This is a genomic window from Clostridium sp. AF27-2AA, assembly GCF_003478505.1.
GTDB lineage: Bacteria > Bacillota > Clostridia > Lachnospirales > Lachnospiraceae > Brotaphodocola.
In genome coordinates, this window is sequence record NZ_QUFI01000002.1 from 156,389 (window position 1) to 172,140 (window position 15,752).

A 15,752-nucleotide genomic window follows, 5' to 3' on the forward strand; every position below is an offset into this window, starting at 1 on the left:
TCTACTCATCCTGTTCCTCTGGCAAATCCGCTTCTTCACGTTCCATGCGTGCCTGCTCCAACTGCCACTCCAGCTCCTCCAGCTCCTGCGGTGTTACCCGGCGGAAGTCTCCGGTATTTAATTTGCCCAGATGAATGTTCATGATACGGACACGTTTTAAAGTCACTACACGGTAGCCCAGTTCCGCGCACATCCGGCGGATCTGACGGTTTAAGCCCTGGGTCAGAATAATACGGAAAGTCTTCGCTCCGGCGGCCTCCACCTTACACGGTCTTGTGGTCACGTCAAGCTCCTTTAACTCCACACCCTCACGCATCTTCTTTAAAAATGCCGCGTTGAAGGGCTGGTCCACGGTAACCAGATACTCCTTCTCATGGAAATTGCCTGCATGCATGATCTCATTGGCCAGCTCACCCTGATTTGTCATGAGCAGAAGTCCCTCGGAATCCTTGTCCAGGCGTCCTACCGGATACACTCTGGCCGGATATTTGATCAGGTCTACCACATTCGGCGCACGGTCTTTATCCGAAGTGGTGCACACGATTCCCCGCGGTTTATTGACTACCAGCAGCACCGGCTTTACTTTTTTACCGCCTGCCGCCTTTCCCACTGGTTTGCCATCACAGATGATCGTCTCCTGACCGGTTACCTTCTCACCCATCTCTGCCTTTCGGCCGTCAATGGTGACTTTTCCTGCCTCAATCAGGCGGTCTGCCTCCCGGCGGGAGCAGACTCCCTGCTCGCTCAGATATTTATTTAAACGGATTTCTTCCATGGTTTTCTTTCCTTTCTCACCAGCCAGTTTTCCTGCGCGCTTTCTTTTCCTTCTGCCGCGCACGCTCCTGTTTCCATAAGCCGAAAACGGCTATCCCCCCACCAGAGAGATAGCCTGTCTCTTATCCCGTTCTTTAATCGTGGATGAACATCGCATCCCCAAAACTAAAGAAACGGTAACGTTCCTTAATTGCTTCGTCATAAGCATGCAGTACATGCTCGCGGCCTGCCAGCGCAGAAACCAGCATCACCAGAGTAGACTCCGGCAGATGGAAGTTGGTGATCAGGCAGTCCAGAATCTTGAATTTGTAACCCGGATAGATAAAGATATCCGTCCAGCCACTGCCGGCCTTTAAGATTCCATCCTCGCCCGTGGCAGACTCAATGGTTCTGCAGCTGGTAGTGCCAACGCAGATCACGCGGCCGCCCGCCGCTTTGGTGTCGTTGATCTTCTTTGCCTCAGATTCCTCTACCATGTAAAATTCAGAATGCATATGGTGCTCCAGCACATTCTCCACCTTCACCGGACGGAACGTGCCAAGTCCTACATGCAGCGTCACATGGGCAATCTTCACACCCATGTCCTCAATCTGGGCCAGAAGCTCTTTCGTGAAATGCAGTCCTGCTGTCGGAGCTGCCGCGGAGCCGTCATGCTCTGCGTATACGGTCTGGTAACGGTTCTTGTCCTTTAACTGATGGGTGATGTATGGCGGAAGCGGCATCTGGCCAAGCTGGTCCAGAATCTCCTCAAAAATACCCTCATAAGAAAACTGGATCAGACGGTTGCCCTCGTCTACCACGTCAATGACGGTACCCTTTAACAGGCCCTCGCCAAACACGATCACGGTACCCGGCTTGCACTTCTTGCCCGGCTTTACCAGGGTCTCCCAGATGTCATTCTCCCGGCGCTTTAATAAAAGCACCTCGATCTTGGCCTGAGTATCTTCTTTTACACCAAACAGCCGGGCCGGAATGACCTTGGTATTGTTGATGACCAGGCAGTCTCCCGGTCTCAGATACTCAGTGATATCGCGGAAATGACGGTGCTCCGTCTCTCCGGTGTTCTTGTCCAGCACCAGAAGGCGGGAAGAAGAACGGTCCTCCAGCGGATCCTGTGCGATCAGCTCCTGGGGAAGATCAAAATAAAAGTCTTTTACATTCATGGTTTCCATTGTATTATCTTCTTTCTTTTCTATCTGTGAATTCTGTGTTTTTGTTTTTTGAATCTGCGCAGTCAGCCAGGTCATCGTTTCTGGTCTAGTTTGCCGCAGCGGCTGTCTCCGCACTCTGCGTTTCTGTGGATGCCGCCTGTGTTTCTGCTCCTGCGCCATGTCCTGCCTCAGCAGCCGCGCTGCCATTTTCTGCGGAACCGTCTGCTGCGCTTTCCCCATTCTCCGCGCCCGCTTCGCTGCTCTCAGAAGTCTCATCATCTCCGATCACAACCTCCGGTTCATCTCCATTGTCGTAAACCGGAGAACCATCCCGGAGTACACCGTAAACGCTGTTTAAATCCTCATCGGAATTCAGCGCTTCTTTTAATTTCACGTTGACACTGGAAGCCAGCTTGCGCACTTCTTCCGAATGATTCGAGGTATCTACAAACTGAAGAACATCCTCAGAAAGATCCGCGTCATTGATGATGTGATAGTTTCCCTCGCTATCCTTCTCTACATAGCACCACATGATCATGGGTGCCGCTGTTTTTACAGAGTGGAATTTGATATCAGCCAGCGCGTAAACCAGCCAGCTGTCTGAGGTTACACCGGCACGCACATAGGTCGTGATATTCTCAAAATCCTGCACATACTTGGAATTGCTGCGCAGGCGTGTCTTCTCGTGCTCCAGCTCCGTAAAGGAAAGGCCGGATACACCGTAAATCTCATTCATGGTATCCGCGTCCGCGCTGGCCCGGGCCGCGAAATACTTCTTCATCAGGCTCAGGACCTCCGGAACACTATCATGGGTAAAGTTTTCCGTTGCGTACGGGTCTCCGTTTTCCTCCGCAGCCTCTGTCTCCGTTTCAGATTCTGTATCTGTTTCTTCCTCCGCAGACGCATCCTCTGTTTCCGCCGGCATCGTCTCCGTTTCCGTTTCCACCGTTTCCGTTACTGCCGCCTGCTCCGCTGACCGCTTCTTCCCATAATCCGCAAGTACAATGACGATCATCAGTACAATGACCACCAGCGGAATCACCAGGACCGGAAGCAGCATTTTTTTCTGTGTGTCAGTATCTTTTTCCCGTAAAAATTTCCAGTCGTGTCTCATAAAATCATATCCTCCAAAAGATAGTACAATCATATCAAAATGGGCCCAAAAAATCAATAAATCCCCTTGCAAATATGAAAAAAGTATAGTATCATGATAGAGATGCGTCTGTAGCTCAGTGGATAGAGCAGTGGCCTCCGGAGCCGCGTGCGTAGGTTCGATTCCTATCAGACGCATTTTTCTTTTACCAAAAAATCCCTGCGGCACATAAATGTCTATGTGCCACAGGGATTTTTTGTTTCATTCCGGATATTAATCCATCATGTCATTTTCATCAGATAACGACCTTTGCTTCTGTCTGGATTTTCCATGGTCATCATGCTACAATACAATCTGTCTAGAAAATACTCAGGAGGACTTTCCTTATGTTAATCAGAACCGCAACCATAGAAGACCTTGATGCTGTCACCACTGTCGAAGCAGAATGCTTCCCGCCGTCGGAGGCCGCTACCCGTGCCGATTTTGAACACCGCCTTTCCCATTACGGTGATCATTTCTGGCTCATGTTTGATGAAAGTAAGCTCATTGCTTTTGTAGACGGCATGGTTACCGATGCAGCTGACCTGACCGATGAAATGTATGAGCGCGCCGAGCTCCACAAGGAATCCGGTGCCTGGCAGATGATCTTCGGCGTCAACACCATCCCGGAGTACCGCAAACATGGCTATGCCGGAGACCTCATCAAGCGCGCCATCTCCGATGCAAAAGCCCAGGGCCGCAAAGGACTGGTGCTGACCTGCAAGGATAAGCTCATCCATTACTACGCAAAGTTCGGCTTCGTAAATGAAGGCGTCTCCGCATCCGTCCACGGCAACGTAACCTGGTACCAAATGCGCCTGACATTCTAATAACAATATAGAGACAGAACCCACTACAGGTCCGAAGCCGGGATTACCGGCTTCTGCTGTATTGCTCCCGCTAAGAGAGAAATAAAATCAGCCAGAACGGTACTGATAAAAGCCATGATTTCCATCTTTTACCAGTACCATTCTGGCCGTGTTTTTTATTACCGTAGAATAGCAGGAAAGCAGAAGCAGGCCGGGGTGGTATCCTGCGTAGCATAAATATAAGTGCAACGTGTCCGGCTATGTGGCGACTGACGTTTTCGGGAGGCGGACAGCATGTCCGACTATCCGCAAACGGCTGTCAGCCACATCGTCCGAACACGGCACTTATATTTTGCGCAGCGGGATACCACCCCGGCCTGCTTCGGACCTTTCGTGACTATTCTTAAATCTTTATTGTGTTACAGCGATAATCCGCCCCTTGCTCTTGCGCGTCTGTCGCAGATGGACTGGATCACCGGTACCAGGAACATGGCCACGAGGCCGCCAGCGAATCCGTTATTGTAGAGGTTCATGCCTCCGTACACAATTCCCACGTTCAGCGCTACAGAAGAATGTAAAAAACCTGCGATCAAGCCCGCGATAATTCCAAACTCACCGGCAATCGGCGCCAGCGTCGTGGAAAGGAGAAGGGCCAGAATGGCGGACGGATCGGTAATGCTCCAGCTCTTTGCCTCACTGGCAATGAGCACTCCGGCCATGACCGGAAGAATATTTCTTAAATGCTTACCGGTGGCACTGAAGCCAACCACGGTAAAGATTCCGCCGATGGTCGGACCGTTTAAGTCCGCGCCTACCATGACCACAAACAGCATGGTAACCAGGCCGTTCACGCCCATATTGATCATGACCGCCGCACCGCCCTCGGACTTGTAGTAATCCGTACCGCCCAGACCGTAAGAGCGCAGGATACTGCGGTAATCCTCCAGCGCCATGGGGTCCGTCACAATTCCATAAATGATCATGGCACCGAACAGGATGGACAGCAGAATGATAAAGGTCTGGTTCTGTCCGGTAAACCAGATCAGGCGGGACTCAATGGTAACGCCAAAAGACTTCAGGATAGACACGATCACCGTTGCGATGATGCCGCCTGCAAATCCCACATTGTAAAGGGAATAACCTTTGTGGGAAAAATGGACATGGGTACTTAGCGGTGGCAGCACGAATCCGATGATAATGCCGGTAGCCGCGCACAGCAGAAACCGCAGTGGCAGCGGCAGATCCACAATATGCATAACCTGGCTCACGATCGGAGAAAGGCTCGTCCCGTAAAAACCCACATACAGGTAACGCTTTACCGTAGTTTTATGATACTTTGCATAAAGGAACACTCCCACCAGAATCATCCAGATGTTTAGCAGGTTCTTTCCAAACAGGGAAAATCCAAACATCAGGCAGGTGGATGTAACGGTATGACCGTCAAAATTCATATCCAGCGCATACATGATGCCAATACAGATCAACGTCAGGACACCGGCATTGATAAAGGCCGCCCCGACACCGCCGATCACAAAATAATCCGTAATCAGAAAATCCGGTTCCCGAATGATCTCCACAATTCCATGAAAAATCTCATCTACCGGCTGCATGAACAATCCGGCTATAATAAAATAAACCGGGAGCAGGGACAAAATCAAAAAGCATTTGTTTTTTGAAAGGGGTCTCTGTAGTCCAAATCGTTCCATCAATTCCTCCATTATCCAAGGAACGCAGTTACTCCGAAATAGAACAGCACGATGACGCCCAGCACGATCCGGTAATAACCAAATACCTTAAAGTTATTTTTTCTGATGTAACCCATCAGGAACTTGATGGAGTACACCGATACTACAAAGGCGATCACCATACCGGCAATCAGATAAAACAGCTCCAGTCCGGTAAAATGGAACCCGAACTTCAACAGCTTTAACAGGCTCGCGCCAAACATGACCGGGATTCCCAGGAAAAAGGAAAACTCTGCAGCCGCACTGCGGGAGCAGCCCAGGATCATGGCTCCCAGAATGGTAGAACCGGAACGGGAGGTACCTGGCACCAGGGAAAGCACCTGGAACAGGCCGATGAAAAATGCGGTCTGATAAGAAATCTGGCCGGTTCGCTGAATCGGGAAATCTGTGTACTGGTTGTGATTCTCCAGCACAATAAAAAGTACGCCGTAGATGATCAGGGTAGCCGCTACCACATATCCGTTGTAGAGATGGGCATCCATCCAGTCGTCCAGCAAAAGTCCGAGAATTGCCGCCGGAATGCAGGCCACCACAATCTTCATCCAGAGCTTTACCGTTCCAACCTTCTGTGCCCTTGTCTTTCCCGGATCAAAAGGATTCAGCCGCCGGAAGTACAAAACAACTACCGCCAGGATCGCCCCCAGCTGGATTACAACCCGGAACATGGACATAAACGCGTCTGTCACGTTTAAATGGATGATCTCATCCACCAGGATCATATGGCCGGTGCTGCTGATGGGAAGCCATTCGGTAAAGCCCTCCACGATACCCAGCACCAGAACCTTTAAAAATTCAATAAAATCCATAGCTCTGCCTCATTTCTTTCTTGTCATATTTATAACAATCCAAAGAATTATTTTACCACATTTTCAATCTGCCAGTCAATCGGTGTCAGCCCGTTCGCCTCTAAAAAGGCATTGGTCTTACTGAACGGCCTGCTGCCAAAAAAGCCCCGGTACGCGGAAAGCGGGCTTGGATGCGGTGCTTCCAGAATCAGGTGTTTCGGATTGTTTAGCATGGACTTTTTCATCTGGGCCGGTCTGCCCCAGAGAATGAATACCATCGGCCGGTCCTGCTCGTTTAAGATCTTAATGGCCGCGTCGGTAAACTCCTCCCAGCCAATGCCGTGATGGGAATTGGCCGCATGGGCCCGCACGGTCAGCACAGTATTCAGCATCATGACGCCCTGCTTTGCCCATTTCACCAGATATCCGTTGTTCGGTATGTAACAGCCCAGATCATCGTGCAGCTCCTGATAAATGTTCACCAGGGACGGCGGGATCTCCACATCCGGTTTTACGGAAAAGCACAGCCCGTGGGCCTGCCCCACGTTATGGTAAGGATCCTGTCCCAGAATCACCACCTTCACCTCAGACAATGGTGTAAATTCAAACGCGTTAAAAATGTCGTTCGGATCCGGGAACACCTGCCGTGTCTCGTATTCGTGTTTCACTGTCTCGTACAGTTTCTTATAATATGGCTTCTTAAACTCCCCGCTTAACGGGCCAAGCCAGTCATTTGCAATGGCTCCCATAGCTTCTCCTTTCGTTGCCAGTGCTTCGTTCCCATGCAGACCTGCATTGCCGGAAACACCGGAATTTCGCGCCAGGCACAGCTTTGAATCACAGGCGCACGGAAATGCCCCGCTCCCGCAGATACTGCTTTAAATCCCGGATTTCCAGCTCCTTATAATGGAACAAAGATGCCGCAAGCGCCGCGTCCGCCTTTCCTTTGGTCAGTGCATCGTAGAAATGCTCCTTCGTTCCTGCGCCGCCGGATGCAATGACCGGAATCGACACGTTCTCTGCAATCAGGGAAGTCAGCTCATTGTCATAGCCGGCCTTGGTTCCATCACAGTCCATGCTGGTAAGCAAAATCTCACCGGCACCCAGAGAGTCTGCCTTCATGGCCCACTCCACGGCGTCCAGACCGGTATCAATACGTCCGCCATTTTTGTATACATTCCAGCCAGATCCGTCTTCCCTGCGTCTGGCATCAATGGCAACCACCACACACTGGCGACCGAACTTGTCTGCCGCGTCACTGATCAGCTGCGGTGTATTGATAGCGGAAGAATTGATGGAAATCTTATCCGCGCCCTCCCGAAGAAGCCGCCGGAAATCCTCCACGGTGCGGATGCCTCCACCTACCGTAAACGGGATAAACACGGTCTCTGCCACCCGGCGTACCATGTCCACCACAGTCTCCCTTGCATCAGAAGATGCCGTAATGTCCAGAAATACCAGTTCATCGGCGCCGGCCTTATCATAGGCTGCCGCAATCTCCACCGGATCTCCGGCATCCCGCAGATTCACGAAATTGACACCTTTTACCACCCGTCCGTTGTGAACATCCAGACAGGGAATGATTCTCTTTGTAAACATATGCTGTTCCTCCTACAAACTGCCCTGTCCGTTACAGGCTGATGAAATTTTTCAGGATCTGAAGCCCCACCTCACTGCTCTTTTCCGGATGGAACTGGCAGGCAAATACATTGCCCTGCTCCACCGCCGCATGAATGTGGGTGCTGTATTCTGTGGTGGCTGCCACGATTTCTGTGTCCTCTGCCTTTAAGTAATACGAATGCACAAAGTACACATAAGACCCATTCGGAATTCCGGCAAACAGTCTGGTTCCCGGTTTGATTTCCAGGGAATTCCAGCCCATATGCGGAATCTTGAGTCCCGGGCTGTCCGGAATCTTTAAGATCTCGCCCTTCAAAATGCCAAGGCCCTCCACACCATCACTCTCATCACTTCGCTCAAACAAAAGCTGCAGGCCCAGGCAGATTCCCAGAAGCGGAGTACCTTTCTTTACCGCCTCCCGGATTACCTCCACCAGACCATACTGGTGCAGGCGTTCCATGGCGCCCCCAAAGGCACCAACACCCGGCAGGATCAGTTTGTCTGCCGCAAGAATGTTTTCTTTGTCTCTTGTTACAACCGGCTGCTCGCCCAGGGCGGTCAGTGCCTTTTCCACACTTCGTATATTTCCGGCATCGTAGTCAATAATCGCTATCATTCGGTCTCCTCCATGCAGTTGCTAGTTATCAGTTCGATTTTATTCTACATTATAATCATTTTTCAGCATCCAGTCTACCGAATTTTGGTGAACACCGCATGCCCGCTCATGAAGCTCCTGTGTCGTCTGCGGGAAGGTCTTATTTATCCGCAAAAAGAAAGAGCCCTGGTTAAAAAATGCGGTCTTCTCAAAGGGGAAGCGGATCACGCCCGGATTCGCAAAGCCAGCTCCCAGCTCCAGGATTACCAGATCCTTGTTGAAGGTTCCGGTCAGCCACTGGGTATAGCGGTTCCACTGGGGCAGATAGCCCTCTTCTATGTACGGATGCGCCTCAATGGTGTTTCCTGTTAACGGCGCGCCACAATGCGGACAGATGCCGGACGGAATCTCATCCGGCTCCCAGATGTCCTTCGTACATCCCGCAGAGCACTGTTTCCACGTTTCATTTCCGCAGGGCGCTACGATGCGCTGCACCCGCTTATCCTTTGGTTTTTCCTTCACCGGGAAAAGGCGGTCCATCATTGCCTGAGTCTGCTCATCGGCAGCCGGGCAGGACACCTCTTCCATGTGAATTTCCTCCGTTATGGCGGTCTCCGTCTGGCTTCCAAGCGCTGTCTCAAAGATCAGGGCATCTGTTGCCATCGTGATGATAAAATAGTCCTTATTCTTCACCAGCTCATATAAATTCGCGTAGGCTTCCCGCAGCCGCGCCTCCTGCGCAGCGTCCCCGCGTTTCCATTTCCACTCCTCGCCCAGACCAATCAGAAGCTTCTGACAGCCCGAAAGGCGCGCGCCTATCTTCTCTGCATCCATGATTTATCCTCCTGAAATCTCCAGTAATTTTTCTATCCGGCCTGTTCTGTCTAAAATCTTCTTAGATCTCCAGGCCGGAATATCCGTGTACTTCCTCATACACCTCATACCATTCCATGCACCGCGCGTGAAAGCACTCCCACGCCTCGTCGCGCCGTGCTTTCGCGGCCGCCACATCTTCCTGCAGGCCAGATGGCTCATCCGGTATTCCGGCTGTCCCTCCGGCGGTCTTTTCTCCCGATGACTCTGCCTCTGTTTTTTCCGTCATCCGCGCCGCGGGTTCTGTCATCCAGTACGCCTCTGACATTTTCCACTCATCCAAAAGCCCCTGATATTCTTCCTCAAGCCGTCCATACTCCAGTTCCTCCGGCTCCAGTTTTTCCTGCACAAGCCGCAGTTTCCAGTCCGCATAGGCTTCCTCGACGGAAAACTCCTTAAGGCGGTGGCGTTCCGCCTTCGGCACAGCCCGCATTCCTGCTAAAAGTGCTGCGTCCTCGGCCTTTACCTGGGCTGAAAGCTCTTCTCCGTATTCGTCCGCCTTCTGCTTTTTCTCCAGGTAATGCTCATAACCGAACGGGTAATACATGGGGCCTCCATCCTCAAAGATCAGCACGCTCTGGGCTACCTGACGGATGAAATACCGGTCATGGGACACAAAGAGAATGGTTCCGGTATAGGCCTGGAAAGCCGATTCCAGCGTTTCCTTCGCCTGCACGTCCATGTGGTTGGTTGGCTCATCCAGCACCAGAAAATTCGGGCGGCTTTGCAAAAGTTCCGCCAGCACCAGCCGTGCTTTTTCACCGCCGGATAAATCACTCACCCGCCGGGATGCCAGCTTTCCAGGGAACAGATACATCCCCAGAATATTCCGCACCTCTTTCTCTGTCATGGATGGGAACAGGTCATGAAAATGCTCTGCCACGGACTTTTCCGACTGAATCTCTGCCGAGTGCTGGTCAAAATATCCGATGGTAATGTTGTTTCCCAGCACACACCGCCGCTCCACAGACTTATCCTTTTCCTGAAACGGCTGCAAAAGCCCCGCCACCGTCTTCAAAAAGGTACTTTTTCCTGCTCCATTTGGCCCCAGAATGCCCATTTTCTGTCCTCGGCGGATCCGCAGGGTAATCTCTAAAAGTGCCCGGTCATAGCCGATTTTCAAGTGCTCTGCCTCAAACACCCACTTGCTGCCCGGAATAAGCGGCTCAATGTTGCCGGTAAACAGATGCACATCATCCTCCACCGGCTTTTCCACCCGCTCCATACGCTCCAGCTGCTTTTTCTTGGCCCGGGCAAAGGATGCTTTCGTCGGCTTGTGGCGAAAACGCTCAATCACGCCGTTTAAGCGGTCCGCCTCCTCCTGCTGCCGCTCCCAGGCCTTTCGCTGCCGTTCGATCCGCTTTTGCTTCTCTTCCCGGTACTGGCTGTAATTGCCTGCATACCGGGTCAGCTTCCCGTCAGAAACCTCAACCACAGTCTCTGCCACCTGATCCAGAAAAAAACGGTCATGAGACACCAGCACCACCGCGTGCTCATACCGCTTTAAATACTGCTCCAGCCACTGGATCGTGGCAATATCCAGATGGTTCGTCGGTTCATCTAACAGTAAAATATCCGGTTTTTCCAGCAGCAGACGGATCAGCGCGATCTTCGTCTGCTCACCTCCGGAAAAATCTCCGATCTTTTTGTGCTTGTCAGCCCTTGCAAAGCCAAAGCCGGTAAAGATCCGGTCATACTCCTGCTCATATTCAAACCGTTCCCGTGCAAAGGTATCGCGAAACGGGCATGCCGCCAGAAGAATCTCCTCCACGGTCTGTTCCCGGTCCGAAAAAGCCTGCTGCTTTAACATCCCCACGGTCAGCCGGCGAGAACTCGTCACACCTGCTCCCTGGCGCCTGTCGTCCCGGTCCAGGGAAAGTTCTCCTGCGATCAGCTTTAAAAGCGTGGTCTTTCCTGCGCCATTTCGCCCCACCAGGGCAATCTTTTCATTTCCCTTTATCTCAAAATCCACATGGGACAAAATCACATGTCCGCCCGCCGAAACGGTACCATCCGTAATCTGATATAACATAAAAACCTCTTTTCTTTGTTACTGGTAACAGTGTAGCAAAAAAAAGAGGCTTTTAAAAGTTTTTTACCGGATCTTTTTATTTCTCAACAGGTTCATAATGCACACCATGCTCCCCGCAGACCTCCCTGACCAGTCCTTCCTGTTTCAGATGGTCCAGATGCGCAAAGCATTCACCCAGGGCAAACCAGCGCTGGGCCGGCGGAAAATCATCCCAGCCATCACAGTGGATCTTCCATTTCATGCAGCCCGTAATATCATAAAGGCAGGGCTTCTTCACCGGATCATGCTGCAATTCACGGACAATTCTAAGGCAGTCTGCCAGACGCTTCTTATGATGCTCCTTCAGCTGACGGATCCTGAGCTTCATATCCCCTGCCTGCCGGTGTCCCGGAAGCGGCAGGGTAACCGGATAGGCTTCCAGCTTGTCCAGGCTCCTTAAATAATTGCCCAGAGAGTCCGGCACATCCCACCAGTCTGTGATATTGGGCGTAATGTCAAACAGCACGTGATCCCCCAGAAGCATGGCGCCGGTACCGCAGACTTCAAAGCAGAAATGCCCTGGTGTATGTCCCGGTGTCCAGATGGCCCGCAGCGTGTACCGCCCCGCTAAGATCACATCTCCTTCCTCCAGCAGCGTATAATCCCGGAAGGAAAGCGGCGCTGCCATGGTTCTGGACGGCGTACATGCTAACATCGCCTGCAAAAGCGATTCCTCAATTCCGTTTTCCCGGAAGCGTTCCGAACGGTGCTCCTGCAATGTTCCGTCCATAAACCGGTAATCCTCCCGGCTGATATATACCCTTCCGCCCGGCCGGATCAGCTCCGGGGCGTTCCCACTGTGATCTGCATGAAGATGTGTCAGCAGGATATCCGTATCCTCCATGGATACGCCGAGCTGCCCCAGTCCCTTAAGGAGCGCTTTTTTGCAGCCTTCTGTCCGAAATCCGGTATCCACCAGCAGATTGCGCTGCTTCGCCTCCCTGCTGCCCCGGAACAGATAGCTGTTTAACTCTTTGAGTGGATTACCCTCCAGAGGCACCGGAATCCGGAACACCTCCGGTAGCACCTCCCTGATGTCATATCCCATCATGTCTAAGTCCTCCGCTTTTCCTTAATCGAACAAAAGAGCGGGACACTTCTGCATCCCACTCTCTTATAAAGGTTCGTTTTATGATCAGTCTTTTGCTTCTGCCTTGTCCAGCTCCTCGATGATTGCCGGGATCACTTTATACAGATCACCTACAATGCCAACGTCTGCGATCTCGAAGATCGGTGCAGACTCGTTGGTGTTGATGGCAACGATCAGCTCGGAATCCTGCATGCCTGCCACGTGCTGGATTGCACCGGAAATACCACATGCAAAATATACTTTTGGTTTTACGGTAGTACCGGTCTGTCCTACCTGGTAGGAGTGATCGATCCAGCCTGCGTCAACTGCCGCACGGGAAGCTGCGACAACGCCGCCCAGCTTATCAGCCAGCTGCTTTAATAACTCAAAGCCCTCCGGCTTGCCAAGTCCCATACCGCCGGAAACGATGATCTTCGCATCGGTCAGGGAAACCGTCTCCTTCAAGCTCTTTACGATTTCCAGAACCTTGGTACGGATCTCGCCTTCCTTGAAAGAAACATTTAATTTTACGATCTCGCCCTTACGGCCTTCCTGGTACTGTGCTTTTTCCATAACACCCGGACGTACGGTAGACATCTGCGGTCTGTGATCCGGGCAGATAATCGTAGCCATTAAGTTTCCGCCGAATGCCGGACGGGTCTGCTGGATCTTCTTATCCGTCGGATCGATCTCCAGCTTGGTGCAGTCTGCGGTCAGGCCGGTGTTGCAGTTTACTGCCAGACACGGACCAAGATCACGGCCGATATGGGTAGCGCCTAACAGAACGATCTCCGGTTTGTACTCTTCAATTGCCTTGCCAATGGTAATGCTGTACGCATCGGTACGGTAATCCTTTAACTCCGGATCGTCTGCCAGATATACCTTATCTGCGCCATATGCAAACAGTTCATCGGTCAGTCCCTCTACTTTATCACCAAGAAGTACGGCACACAGCTCGCATCCAACTGCGTCAGCCAGCTTGCGGCCCTCTCCGAGCAGCTCGATTACTACCGGCATGATCTTGCCTTCTCTCTGCTCTGCAAATACCCATACGCCTTTGTAGGCGCTTAAATCCTTTACGTCTGCCATTTCTTCGTACCCTTTCCTTTCACTTGTGCTTAGATGTAATGCTTCTCGACCAGTTTGCCTACAAGCTTTGCACCCATCTCCTGAATGCTGCCCTCAAGCATTTCGCCCTTGCCCTTCTGCGGCGGAGTGAAGGAACGGAATACACGGGTAGGAGAAGCTTTCAGTCCACAGTCTGCCGGATCCAGGTCAACTGCAACGTGATCCCATACGGTAATCTCTTTCTGGTAAGCATCTACAATACCGCCAATGCTCATATATCTTGGGGTGTTTAACTCTTTTACAGCGGTTAACAGGCACGGCATGCCAACCTCGATTACTTCGTAACCATCCTCGAGCTGTCTCTGAACGATCACTTTGTCACCCTCAACCTTGTAATCCTGTACATAGGTAACAACCGGAACACCAAGTCTCTGGCCAATCTGCGGCCCTACCTGAGCGGTATCACCATCGATTGCCTGACGGCCTGCGAAGATGATATCTACCTTGCCCAGTTCATCTACCTTGCGGATGCCGGCTGCGATGGTGGTGGAGGTTGCGCAGGTATCTGCGCCGCCGAATACACGGTCACTTAACAGATAAGCTTCATCAGCGCCCATTGCCAGGCACTCACGCAGCATGTAGGTTGCCTGCGGCGGTCCCATGGTTAATACTGCAACGGAGGTTCCCTCCGGGTCTTTGTCTTTTAACTGAAGTGCTGCCTCCAGCGCATTTGCGTCATCCGGGTTTAAGATACTCGGAACGCCCTCACGGATCAGGGTTCCCTTAACCGGATCAATCTTTACTTCTGTGGTGTCTGGCACCTGTTTTACACATACTAAGATCTTCATTATGGTCTGCTCCCTCCTAATTACTTCAGTAATTTACCAGAAATTACCATCTGCTGTACCTGGCTGGTTCCTTCATAGATCGTGAATACACGGCAGTCACGGAACATACGCTCAATCTTATAATCCTTAATGAAGCCGTATCCGCCATGGATCTGAACGGTCTTTGCAGCGATCTCGTTGCAGACCTCAGATGCGTAGAATTTTGCCATGGAAGCTGCCATAGAAGCATCCTGACCGTTATCAATCAGCCATGCGGTCTTGTAAACCAGGTTCTTAGCTGCTTCAAGCTTGGTTGCCATCTCAGCCAGCATAAATGCGATCGCCTGGAATTTTGCAATCGGACGGCCAAACTGCTTTCTCTCTTTTGCGTACTTGATTGCTTCATCCAGACAGCCCTGTGCAACACCGATAGACTGTGCAGCAACGCCCATACGTCCGGTATCCAGAGTCTTCATGGCATTAATGAAGCCCTTGCCTTCCTGGCCAAGCAGGTTGTCTTTATGTACACGTACATTCTCCAGAATGATATCACTGGTTGCACAGCCTACAACACCCATCTTTTTCTCCGGCTTACCACAGGATACACCCTCCTGCTTCATGTCTACGATGAATGCGGAAATACCCTTGGTGCCCATGCTCATGTCGGTCTTTGCGTATACAACCGCCCAGTCAGCCAGAGGCGCCATGGTGATAAAGGTCTTACGGCCATTCAGCACATAGTAGTCACCGTCTTTTACTGCGGTGGTCTGCATGCCGCCTGCGTCGGAACCTGCGCCCGGCTCAGTCAGCGCGAAGCAGACCTTCTTTTCGCCAGTTACTACCGGACGTAAATATTTCTCTTTCTGCTCAGCGTTTCCGGAAAGAAGGAACGGACCGCCGGAAAGTGAGTTCGGGGAAGAAACATAAATACTTGCAACACCGGATACTCTTGCAATTTCTTCCATTACGATAACGTAAGAACGCGCGTCTCCGCCCTGTCCACCGTACTGCTTCGGAACCTTGATTCCGAAGAAACCGGCTTTTGCCATCTTATCGAGGATTTCCTCCGGGAAAACCTCCTCCTCCTCAACTTTATCGAGGACTTCTTTTGTCAGCTCTGTCTCTGCAAATTCTCTTGCCAGTTTTCTGACCAGTTCATGCTGCTCTGTGAAAAATGCGTCTGCCATCTTGCTCTATTTCCTCCTTCATACATATTGATATCTAAACCGGATT

Annotated in this window: 15 protein-coding genes and 1 tRNA gene; 2 read left to right on the plus strand and 14 right to left on the minus strand. The window is 51.5% G+C overall.

What is annotated here, in order from left to right; genetic code table 11:
• Position 1: 1 nt before the first annotated feature.
• The 3 genes from DWY84_RS02360 to DWY84_RS02370 form a co-directional block, all read right to left on the minus strand.
• Positions 2–775: a pseudouridine synthase gene (locus DWY84_RS02360; RefSeq protein WP_118530599.1), complete on the minus strand. Its 774-nt coding sequence runs from the start codon at positions 773–775 to the stop codon at positions 2–4.
• Between the two features lie 133 nt (positions 776–908).
• The gene (gene queA, locus DWY84_RS02365; protein ID WP_118530601.1) at positions 909–1,937 is read right to left on the minus strand and encodes a tRNA preQ1(34) S-adenosylmethionine ribosyltransferase-isomerase QueA; all 1,029 of its coding nucleotides are present in this window, start codon (positions 1,935–1,937) and stop codon (positions 909–911) included.
• A 94-nt stretch (positions 1,938–2,031) separates the two neighbouring features.
• Positions 2,032–3,039 carry a hypothetical protein gene (locus DWY84_RS02370; RefSeq protein ID WP_118530506.1) on the minus strand — a complete coding sequence of 336 codons (1,008 nt, stop codon included), beginning with the start codon at positions 3,037–3,039 and terminating at the stop codon, positions 2,032–2,034.
• 104 nt (positions 3,040–3,143) lie between these two features.
• Between DWY84_RS02370 and DWY84_RS02375 the strand changes: the two genes are divergently transcribed.
• Both DWY84_RS02375 and DWY84_RS02380 read left to right on the plus strand, forming a co-directional pair.
• Positions 3,144–3,215 (plus strand) — tRNA-Arg (locus DWY84_RS02375).
• A 189-nt stretch (positions 3,216–3,404) separates the two neighbouring features.
• Complete coding sequence (locus DWY84_RS02380) at positions 3,405–3,887, plus strand: GNAT family N-acetyltransferase (protein WP_118530508.1); 483 nt, start codon at positions 3,405–3,407, stop codon at positions 3,885–3,887.
• A 398-nt stretch (positions 3,888–4,285) separates the two neighbouring features.
• Here the strand turns inward: DWY84_RS02380 and DWY84_RS02385 are convergent, their stop codons facing one another.
• The 11 genes from DWY84_RS02385 to DWY84_RS02435 all read right to left on the minus strand — a co-directional run bounded on the left by DWY84_RS02385 (position 4,286) and on the right by DWY84_RS02435 (position 15,706).
• Positions 4,286–5,572, minus strand: coding sequence for a DUF1576 domain-containing protein (locus DWY84_RS02385; RefSeq protein ID WP_347560744.1), 1,287 nt, complete (start codon positions 5,570–5,572; stop codon positions 4,286–4,288).
• An 11-nt stretch (positions 5,573–5,583) separates the two neighbouring features.
• Complete coding sequence (locus DWY84_RS02390) at positions 5,584–6,417, minus strand: undecaprenyl-diphosphate phosphatase (RefSeq protein ID WP_118530510.1); 834 nt, start codon at positions 6,415–6,417, stop codon at positions 5,584–5,586.
• 47 nt (positions 6,418–6,464) lie between these two features.
• The gene (locus DWY84_RS02395) at positions 6,465–7,145 is read right to left on the minus strand and encodes a uracil-DNA glycosylase (protein ID WP_118530512.1); all 681 of its coding nucleotides are present in this window, start codon (positions 7,143–7,145) and stop codon (positions 6,465–6,467) included.
• Positions 7,146–7,233: 88 nt separating this feature from the next.
• Complete coding sequence (gene hisF, locus DWY84_RS02400; RefSeq protein ID WP_118530513.1) at positions 7,234–7,995, minus strand: imidazole glycerol phosphate synthase subunit HisF; 762 nt, start codon at positions 7,993–7,995, stop codon at positions 7,234–7,236.
• A 31-nt stretch (positions 7,996–8,026) separates the two neighbouring features.
• Positions 8,027–8,632 carry an imidazole glycerol phosphate synthase subunit HisH gene (gene hisH / locus DWY84_RS02405; RefSeq protein WP_118530515.1) on the minus strand — a complete coding sequence of 202 codons (606 nt, stop codon included), beginning with the start codon at positions 8,630–8,632 and terminating at the stop codon, positions 8,027–8,029.
• Between the two features lie 39 nt (positions 8,633–8,671).
• Positions 8,672–9,445 (minus strand): hypothetical protein, encoded by a 774-nt coding sequence (locus DWY84_RS02410; protein WP_118530517.1) that lies wholly within the window; start codon positions 9,443–9,445, stop codon positions 8,672–8,674.
• 61 nt (positions 9,446–9,506) lie between these two features.
• Positions 9,507–11,516: an ABC-F family ATP-binding cassette domain-containing protein gene (locus DWY84_RS02415; RefSeq protein WP_118530519.1), complete on the minus strand. Its 2,010-nt coding sequence runs from the start codon at positions 11,514–11,516 to the stop codon at positions 9,507–9,509.
• A gap of 76 nt (positions 11,517–11,592) precedes the next feature.
• Positions 11,593–12,606 (minus strand): MBL fold metallo-hydrolase, encoded by a 1,014-nt coding sequence (locus tag DWY84_RS02420; protein WP_118530521.1) that lies wholly within the window; start codon positions 12,604–12,606, stop codon positions 11,593–11,595.
• 84 nt (positions 12,607–12,690) lie between these two features.
• Complete coding sequence (locus DWY84_RS02425; RefSeq protein ID WP_118530523.1) at positions 12,691–13,713, minus strand: electron transfer flavoprotein subunit alpha/FixB family protein; 1,023 nt, start codon at positions 13,711–13,713, stop codon at positions 12,691–12,693.
• 29 nt (positions 13,714–13,742) lie between these two features.
• Positions 13,743–14,540: an electron transfer flavoprotein subunit beta gene (gene etfB, locus DWY84_RS02430; RefSeq protein WP_118530525.1), complete on the minus strand. Its 798-nt coding sequence runs from the start codon at positions 14,538–14,540 to the stop codon at positions 13,743–13,745.
• Positions 14,541–14,560: 20 nt separating this feature from the next.
• Entirely contained in the window at positions 14,561–15,706 is a 1,146-nt protein-coding gene (locus DWY84_RS02435) for an acyl-CoA dehydrogenase family protein (RefSeq protein WP_118530527.1), read from the minus strand.
• Between the last annotated feature and the right edge of the window lie 46 nt (positions 15,707–15,752).